Origin of the sequence: Streptomyces alkaliphilus, assembly GCF_014141535.1 — a bacterium.
Classification (GTDB): domain Bacteria; phylum Actinomycetota; class Actinomycetes; order Streptomycetales; family Streptomycetaceae; genus Streptomyces; species Streptomyces alkaliphilus.
The window spans coordinates 1-8,797 of sequence record NZ_VKHT01000103.1 but is presented as its reverse complement, the minus strand read 5'-3'; the positions used below and the strand labels follow the sequence as shown (position 1 = coordinate 8,797).

Sequence of the window (8,797 nt, the reverse complement as noted above, 5' to 3'; positions counted from 1 at the left end):
GAGCGCGGGGTGGGTGTGCACCCGGGCCGACACCTGGCGGACGGCGGGCTCCCGCACCCTGGTCCAGTTCCAGCCGCCGCGCCCGGCGGCCGGGACGGGGAGCGGGGACGACGGTCCCGCCACGCCGGGGGCGGTGGTCGCCCGGGCCGAGGAGGGCCCGGAGTGCGGTCCGCGTTCGCCGCACGTCCTGGCGGGCGGCCTGTGGCAGGCCCCGGACGGCGAGTGGTACCTGCTGGCCGCCGGCAGCGAGGGGGTGGCCCGGATCTCCGCGACCGGCGGGGTGAGCGGCGAGGTGACGGGCCGCACCATGATCCTGCCGGCCGAGCCGGGCGTGGAGACCGAGTTGACGGCCCGGCTGGAGGACGGCGGCGAGATGAGGGCCCTGGGGGTCGGCTGATTCCCCCGGGCCCGGTGCCCCGGCGTGCGGAGTGTTCCGCGCGTCCGGGGCGCCGACGCGTTCGGCCCGGCCGCGGCTCGGGGAGTGCCGGCTCGCACCGACTGCTCACCCCCGCGTCGGCGAGAGTTCGCCCATCCGGTCCGGCGGGGCACGGGAAGGTGCGGCACGGTGTTACCGCCTGGTACCACCCCCACCTTTCGCGTACGGGTCACACAAGGAGTACTGATGGAGCGCCGCACCCTTCTCCGCGCCGGCACGGCGGGCGCCGGGGCCGTCGCCCTGGCCGGAGGCCTCTGGCAGGGAGCCGCCCTGGCCGCCACCCCCGGGCCCGGCACCACCAACGCCGCCGCCGGCCCCTACGGCCCCCTGCTGCCGCCCAACGGCCTGGGTGTCGCCCTCCCCGAGGGCTTCTCCATCCGCGTGGTCGCCCGCTCGAGTCAGTGGGTGCGCGGCATCCTGTGGCACCCCGCCCCGGACGGCGGCGCCTGCTTCCCCGACGGCGACGGCTGGATCTACGTCTCCAACTCCGAGGTCCCCCTGGTCGGTGGTGTCTCGGCGCTCCGCTTCACCGCCGACGGCACGATCGACCGGGCCTACCGGATCCTCTCCGGCACCACTCTCAACTGCGCGGGCGGCGCGACCCCGTGGCACACCTGGCTCTCCTGCGAGGAGACCTTCCGGGGGAAGGTCTTCGAGACCGATCCCTACGGGAAGCGCTCGGCGGTCGCGCACGGGGCGATGGGCCGTTTCAAGCACGAGGCGGCGGCCTGCGACCCGGACCGCCGGGTGGTCTACCTGACCGAGGACGAGAGCGACGGCTGCTTCTACCGGTACGTCCCGGACACCTGGGGGGACCTCTCCCGGGGCCGACTGGAGGTGTTGTGCGAGACCTCCGGCGGCGGGCTGCGGTGGGAACGGATCCCGGACCCGTCCGGCCCGGTCTTCGGCCGGCAGACCCGCAACCAGGTGTCCTCGGCGCTGCGCTTCCGGGGCGGAGAGGGCTGTCACTACCACAACGGGGTGGCCCACTTCACCACCAAGGGTGACGACCGGGTGTGGGCGTACGACGCGGAGGCCAACGCGCTCTCCATCGTCTACGACGCGGACGGCTCGCTGGACGGGGTGGACAACATCACCGGCACCGCCGGTGGTGACCTCTACGTGGCGGAGGACGGCGGGAACATGGAGATCAACATCATCACCCCCGAGGGGGTGGTGGCCCCGATCATGCGCATCCACGGCCAGGACCGGTCGGAGATCTGCGGTCCGGCGTTCTCCCCCGACGGCAGCCGCCTGTACTTCTCCTCCCAGCGCGGCACCGCCGGGGACGCCGCCGGACTGGGCGGTATCACCTACGAGATGTCGGGTCCCTTCCGGCGCTGACCCGTGACCCCGCGTCCGGTCGGTCGCTCGCACACCCCCGTGCAGGGATCGGGGAGCACGCGGCCGACCGGGCCCCGGTAGCAGAGAGCGCGGGATGTGCAAGAGGGGCACGCGTGGGGTTCCGGTGCACGGTCGGCGGGAGACCCGCTCCCGATCCGCACGCGCTACGCGCGTCAACCACCCCCGGAAAGGGGGATGTCACTTCTCGGAACACCGGGGCGCGACCTCTCGACCGGGACAGCTCGGTCGAGGCCCCACCACACGGCCGTGTCGCGCCCCGGCCGTGCACGCCACGGCACAGGAGGAGCCCCGACCACGGGGAGACGAGGAGACACGCCATGCGCGAACGGACCGGACCTTCCAGACGCGGCCTGTTGGGGGCCGCCGCGGCAGCGGTGGGGGGCGCGGCGGCCCTCGGGGCGGTCGGCACCCGCTCCGCCCTGGCCGCCGCACCGACCACCGGCGCGGACCCGACGGTGGTCGACCACCCCGACCACCCCGCCGCCCGGTGGGCGGGGCCCGGTGCCGCCGACGTGGAGGCGGAACCGCTGAACGCCTCGGTGGGCTGTGGCCTGTCGGCCGGGAGGGGGATCTGAGGTGGCCGTCTTCGTCAGCCGCGCCCAGTGGGGAGCCAGGGCCCCGCGCAGCCGCAGCACCAACATCACCCCCGGCAACGGCGGGGTGACCGTGCACCACGTGGACGGGGTCCGGGTCGCCCGGGGAAGCCACACCGACTGCGCCTCGCAGGTGCGCGGGATCCAGAACCACCACATGGACACCAACGGTTGGCAGGACATCGCCTACAACCACCTCACATGCGTACACGGTTACGTGTTCGAGGGACGCGGCGAGGGCATCCGGTCCGCCGCCAACGGGACCAACACCGGAAATCAGAACTGGTACGCCGTCTGCGGCCTGGTGGGTGGGAGTTCGAGCAACTACGACACCATCACCAACGGCCTGATCGACGCCTTCCACCTGGCGATCTCCCGGCTCCGCTCGCGGGGCGGGGCTGCGAACGGCATCAACGGTCACCGCAACCACACCTCCACGGCGTGTCCGGGCAACCTGTACAACCTGGTGACCAACGGCACTCTGGAGCCCGGCGGTGGGGGCGGCCCCACCGCCCCGCCCTGGCCGGGGGTCTACTTCCGCTATCCGCCGGTGACCTCGCACTCCTCGGTGAGCACCTGGCAGCAGCAGATGCGCAACCGGGGCTGGAGCATCACCGTGGACGGGCACTACGGGCAGGGCTCGAAGGATGTCTGCCTGGCGTTCCAGCGGGAGAAGAGGCTGACCGTGGACGGCATCGTGGGTCCCGCCACCTGGGACGCCGCCTGGACCGCCCCGATCACCTGATCCCCGACCCGGTGTCCCCGGGTTCCCGGTATCCCCGGAAAGGTCCGTGCCCCCGGCGTCTCGAACGCCGGGGGCACGGGATCGGCCGCCCGCTCCCCGCCGGTTGTCCGGCGGGGAGCGGTGGGCCTCACCGGCGGGTGAACACCGCCGTGGTGCGGGGCGGGATCTCGAAGTTGCCCTGATCGCTCACGAAGCGCGCCGAGCGCACGACCTCGTCGGTGCCCTCCGCCTGGATCGGGTGCAGCCGGTAGTCCTTGCCCACCAGCGAGGCGTGGTGCTGGTGCTGCCGGTGCGGGGTGGCGTTGAAGACCACCGCGAGGTCACCGACCTCCATCACGATCACGCCGGGGATCTCCCGGTCCGTTCCCGAGAGGGGGAAGGAGACCGCCTCCTGCACCTCCTCGGTGGTGCGCAGCCCGAAGGCGTCCTCACCGGACCGGATCCGCAGCAGGTCACGGTAGGCGTCACCCGCCGCCCGGATCTCCGCGCAGCCCACGGTGAGGTTCGGGTGGGTCAGCAGCGACTTCGCGAAGGGCCACTTGGCCTCGTTGTCCCACGCCGGGGGCAGGCCCCGGCCGAAACCGTTGCCGTCCCGGCAGTCCCAGTGGATGGCGTTGAACCAGTCACCGGAGTTGTAGGAGTTGCGGTCCAGGGACTTCGAGCGCAGCAGGTCCGTGCCCGCCTGGCCGAAGGCCGGGCCCTGGGAGAACAGGGCGGTGGACTGGGCGACGACCTGGGACCGGGCCCGATCGGCCGGTGAGACCCGGTCGGGGAGCTTGTAGGCCAGGGCGTCGAACAGCGTCTCGTTGTCGTGCTTGTCGACATAGGCGACGGCCTCACCGGGTGCGGCGGCGTACCCGGCGGGTGAGCCGTTGTAGTCCACCTCCGCGCCGGTGACCCGCTCGCCGTCGCTCCCGGTGAAGGAGTAGTCGGCGAGGTTGCCGGTCAGTCCGACCTTGACGAGGTCCTGATAATTCAGCAGGCGCTCGCGCTGCTCGGCCTGCGTGCCGTTGGCCGGCGACCCGTTGGGGTCGCTGTACAGGCCGGAGGCGAAGCCCTGCACCCCCGGGTCCTCGTCGAAGGGGCCGCCGCCGCGCACGGCGTCACGGGCCCGGTCGGAGAAGGTGGCGATGCCGGTGCCGGCCATGTTGGCCTGGGTGGCCTGTTCGAAACGGGCGTTGTCGGCGACCTCGCCGAAGTTCCAGCCCTCGCCGTAGAGGATGACCGACTTCCCGTCCACTCCGTGCTGCTCGACCGTGAGGGCGTCGAGCGCCTCACGGACGTCGAGGAGGTTCTGCTTCGGGTGGTGCCCCATGAGGTCGAAGCGGAAGCCGTCGATCCCGTAGTGCTCGGCCCACAGCACCACCGAGTCCACCACGAGCCTGCCCATCATGGCGTGCTCGGGCGCGGTGTTGGGGCAGCAGGTGGAGTCGGCGACGGTGCCGTCGGCGAGCAGACGGTGGTAGTAGCCGGGCACGACGCGGTCGAGGATCGACTTGTCGTCCTGGCCGGAGGCGAAGGTGTGGTTGTAGACCACGTCGTTCACCACCAGCAGGCCGGCGGCGTGGAGCCCCTGCACCATGCGGCGGTACTCGACGATGCGGGCGGTGCCCTCGGGGTCGGTGGCGTAGGACCCCTCGGGGACGTTGAAGTGCACGGGGTCGTAGCCCCAGTTGTAGGCGTCCCGGTCACGGACCTCCGCCACGCAGGCCTGCTGCTCCGGGGAGTCGGCGGGCAGGGCGGCGAGGTCGCAGTCGGGTTCGCGCCGGTCGGCGGCGCGCTCGGGGACGGAGCCGATGTCGTAGGTGGGCAACAGGTGGGCGTGGGTGGTGCCCGCCTCGGCCAGCCTGCGCAGGTGCTGCATGCCGTGGCTGCCGTGCTCGGTGAAGGCCAGGTACTTCCCCTTGTTGCGGGCCCGGGCGTCGGCGACGGAGAAGTCGCGGACGTGGATCTCCTGGATGGTGGCGTCGACGAGGTCGACCGGCTCGGGGACGTTCCGGTTCGCCCAACCCTGCGGGGCGAGGGCGGGGTCGTTCAGGTCGATGATCAGGCTGTACTCGGAGTCGGTGGTCAGACCGACCGAATAGGGGTCGGTGACCTTGTTGGTGACCACCGCGCCGGCCTCGGGCGCCCAGACGGTGACGTGGTACCGGTAGGTCTTTCCGTACCAGTTCTTCTTCCCCTTCACCGACCACACGCCGGTGGCGTCGTCGCGGGTCATGGGGACGAGCTTCTTCTCGTTGCCGTCCAGCTCCAGGGCGACACGCTGCGCGGTGGGGGCCCACACGGAGAGCAGGGGGTCCCCCCGGTGTCCCTTCTTCTTCCCCTTGTCCTCACCCTTGCCCTTGCTCTTGCCCGGCGACTTCGCGTCGGGGAAGGTCGGGCCGAGGTCGGCCTCCACCGCGCCCTCGGCGTACAGATCGTCCAGGATGCCGGGGATCTGTACCCCGGTGAGCCGGGTCAGGGCCCCGTTGGCGGCCCGCTCGGAGGCGAGCAGCTGGGAGCGGAGGGCCTCCTCGATCCGGTCGGCGTCGCGCGGGTCCACCCGCAGGGCGGGCTCGTCGGCCAGGTGCGGGAAGCGGGCGCGCTGTTCGTCGGTCAGTTCGGTGGGGATGAGCCGGATCCAGTGGCCCTCGTCGGTGAGCGCGCCGTCCTCGAGGGCGATGGAACCCTCGGGGTGGTAGAGCAGCTGACGGCTTCCGCCGGGCGGGACGGCCCCGGGCCAGACGACGGTCCCGGCGTCGATCCAGTGGGCCCGCGCGCGGCCGGGGTTCAGCTCCGGGGCGGCTCCCGCGGCGGGCAACAGGTACGTCTCCTCTCCCGACACGATCCACACCTCGTGGCCGACGGCCCGCAGGTCCAGGGACTGGTCGGCGGGCAGGTCCTTCTCGTCGCCCCGGTGGATGATGTAGCTCAGCGAGGTCGCGCCCTCGGCGAGCGGGATCTCGTAGACGGCGCCGAAGGAATCCACCTCGGAGGCCGGGATCGGCCGGCTCCAGTCGGTGGGCTGGGCCGCGCCGGTCCACACGTGCACGCCCCATCCATCGTAGTCACCGTCGGGGCGGTGGTACCTGAGGACGGCGAGGGACTCGTCGGCGGGCGGGTACACGCCCTCGGGCGCCTCGTTCAGCGCCTCCGGTTCGCCCTGCTCGACCCAGACCTCGCCGGTGGCGGAGAGGTCGATGGTCCGGTCGGTGTCGGTGTCCTTGTTGCCCTCCTTGTCCACGATGAGGTAACCGACCTCGGAGGCGTTGGGTGCCAGGCGCACCCAGGCGAAGGCGCCGAAGGCGTCACGGCCGATGAAGGGGCGGCCGTTGGGCCACTCGTCGAAGCTCTCGCTCTCGTGGAGGTCACCCCACGCCCACAGCGACCAGTCGTCGTAGTTCCCGTCGGGCCGGTGGTAGTGGACCACGGCCCACTCCCGCTCGACCGCGCGCGGCGCCTGCTCCGGCGGCGGGCTGCCGGCGGTGGTCTGCGCGCCGGTCGCGGCGGTGGCGCCGGAGGAGTCCACGGCGACCGCGCGGTAGCGCAGTGGGGTGCCCTCGGGCGTGCCGGTGGGGACGGTGTGGGTGACCCGGTGCGGCGGCGCGTCGGAGACCCCGAGCACCTCCCAGTCGCCGTCGCCGACCTGCGCGGCGAAGGCGACCCGGTTGAGCGCCCCGCCGGTGACGGCGGCGGAGAGTTCCACGACGCCGTGCGCGCCGGTGTCGGGCGCGGTGAGTTCGATCGCGGGCGCGACCCGCGGGTCGGGCAGCGGTCGGTCGGCGCGCAACACCACGGTGGACAGGGCGGGCACGGTGAGCTCGACCACGCCGTCGGCGTCGGCGGTCACGCCGGCCCGGGGGCCGGCGGCCTCGCCGTACAGCACCTCGAACGCGGCGTCCGGGGTGTCGGTGGGCACGGTGACCGTGCGCTCGGCCTCGGCGTTGTTCGCGGCCACCAGGTACTCGACGCGCTCGTCGGCGTCGGTGCGGGTGTGGGCCCAGACGCCGGCGCCGTCCTCCGCGTACCGCTCGGTCTGCGCGCCCTCGCGCAGCGCCGGGTGCTCGCGGGTGAGGGAGGAGAGGTCGGCGATCGCCCGGTACAGCGGGTGGTCGGTGTCGTAGGCGTCCTCCGCGTGGGTGCGGTCGGTGCCCAGCTGCGGGTCCTGAAGGTACAGCGGCGTCGTGGAGCCGAAGAGCGTGGCACGGGCGGCCTTGTCGCCGCCGGATCCGGTGAAGCCCTGCTCGTCGCCGTAGTAGATCACCGGGTTGCCCCGGGACAGGAACATCAGCTCGTGCGCGAGGCGGGAGCGACCGAGCAGTTCGGCGTCGTCCGCGTCCGGGTTGTCGGCGCGCAGGAAGTGCCCGATCCGGCCCATGTCGTGGTTGCCCAGGAAGGTGACCGACTGCTGGGCGTTGGTGTCGGCGGTGGTGTACCGGTGGTCCTCGTCGAAGAGGGCGGAGAGGCGCTTCGCGGAGCCGCCCTGCGAGGCGAAGGACCGCGTGGCCTCCTGGAAGGCGAAGTCCAGGGTGGCGTTCAGGCCGCCCTCGGTGACGTACCGGGCCTTCTCGGCGACATCGGAGGAGTACACCTCGCCGAACATGAAGAAGTCCTCGTTGCCCAGGGATGCGGCGTGCTCCTTCATGGCCGCGGCCCAGCGGGTCCAGAACTCCATGTTGACGTGCTTGACGGTGTCGATGCGGAACCCGTCGATACCGAAGTCCTCGACCCAGGTGCGGTAGATCTCCACCATGCCCTCGACGACCTCGGGCCGGGCGGTGAACAGATCGTCCAGGCCGTAGAAGTCGCCGTACAGGGAGCTCTCACCGGCGAAGGAGGAGTCGCCGCGGTTGTGGTAGAGCGTCGGGTCGTTGAGCCAGTCGGGGACCTTGACGTCAGCCTCGGCGTCGGAGGTCACCGGCGTGTACGGGAAGGATTCGACGTCGAGTTCGGGGAACTCCCCGTTGTCGGCACCGGCGTGGTCGAGGTCGTCGAAGGGGCGGCCCTCGGTGTCGAGGTAGGGGAAGGCGCCCTTGGAGAGGTAGTCGTAGGAGCCCTCGTCGTAGTGGATGACGTCGGCGGTGTGATTGGTGATGACGTCGAAGAAGACCTTGATGTCCCGCTCGTGTGCCGCCCCGACCAGTTCGGCGAGTTCCTCGTTGGTGCCGAAGTGCGGGTCCACCCGGGTGAAGTCGGTGATCCAGTAGCCGTGGTATCCGGCGGAGGCGTTCTCCCCCTCGCCCTGCACCGGCTTGTTCTCGAAGATGGGCGCCATCCAGATGGCGGTGGTGCCCAGGCCCTCGATGTAGTCGAGGTTCTCGATCAGACCCCGCAGGTCGCCGCCGTGGTAGAAGCCCTCGTCTGTGGGGTCGTGCCCGTGGTCGAGCGGGCCGCCGGGGATGCCGGCGGTGTCGTTGGAGGGGTCGCCGTTGGCGAAGCGGTCCGGGAGCACGAAGTAGAACTGCTCGGCGGTGAGGGCGTGCCGGGTCGGCTCGGCGGCCAGTTCGGCGTCGGTCGGCGGCGGTGGGGCCGCCTGGGCGGCCGGGGCCGCCGCCGCGTGGATCAGCGTCGCGAGGACACCGGCCGCCGTGGCGACGGCCAGACCTCTGCGCGCGGTGGGCGTGCGCAGCAGCACGGGGGAGCTCCTACGGGTCGGGAAACGGGACGGGGCCGATC

General features: G+C 72.2%; 4 protein-coding genes and 1 pseudogene. 4 read left to right on the top strand and 1 reads right to left on the bottom strand.

Annotation, left to right across the window (positions count from 1 at the left end):
- The 4 genes and pseudogenes from FNQ90_RS05910 to FNQ90_RS05895 all read left to right on the top strand — a co-directional run.
- Window positions 1–397 (top strand): annotated as a pseudogene (locus tag FNQ90_RS05910) (hypothetical protein); the annotation flags it as partial.
- A gap of 225 nt (window positions 398–622) precedes the next feature.
- Complete coding sequence (locus FNQ90_RS05905) at window positions 623–1,780, top strand: alkaline phosphatase PhoX (protein ID WP_182605292.1); 1,158 nt, start codon at window positions 623–625, stop codon at window positions 1,778–1,780.
- A 338-nt stretch (window positions 1,781–2,118) separates the two neighbouring features.
- Window positions 2,119–2,376 (top strand): hypothetical protein, encoded by a 258-nt coding sequence (locus FNQ90_RS05900; RefSeq protein ID WP_143618071.1) that lies wholly within the window; start codon window positions 2,119–2,121, stop codon window positions 2,374–2,376.
- A 1-nt stretch (window position 2,377) separates the two neighbouring features.
- Entirely contained in the window at window positions 2,378–3,139 is a 762-nt protein-coding gene (locus FNQ90_RS05895) for a peptidoglycan recognition protein family protein (protein WP_182605291.1), read from the top strand.
- A gap of 127 nt (window positions 3,140–3,266) precedes the next feature.
- Here FNQ90_RS05895 and pulA read toward each other — a convergent pair whose 3' ends face one another.
- On the bottom strand, window positions 3,267–8,756 hold the full coding sequence (gene pulA / locus FNQ90_RS05890; protein ID WP_182605290.1) for a pullulanase-type alpha-1,6-glucosidase: 5,490 nt from the start codon (window positions 8,754–8,756) through the stop codon (window positions 3,267–3,269).
- Between the last annotated feature and the right edge of the window lie 41 nt (window positions 8,757–8,797).

Coding starts and splice junctions, on each gene's coding strand:
- FNQ90_RS05905 (WP_182605292.1), top strand. CDS start 623: ATGGAGCGCCGCACCCTTCTCCGCGCCGGCACGGCGGGCGCCGGGGCC.
- FNQ90_RS05900 (WP_143618071.1), top strand. CDS start 2,119: ATGCGCGAACGGACCGGACCTTCCAGACGCGGCCTGTTGGGGGCCGCC.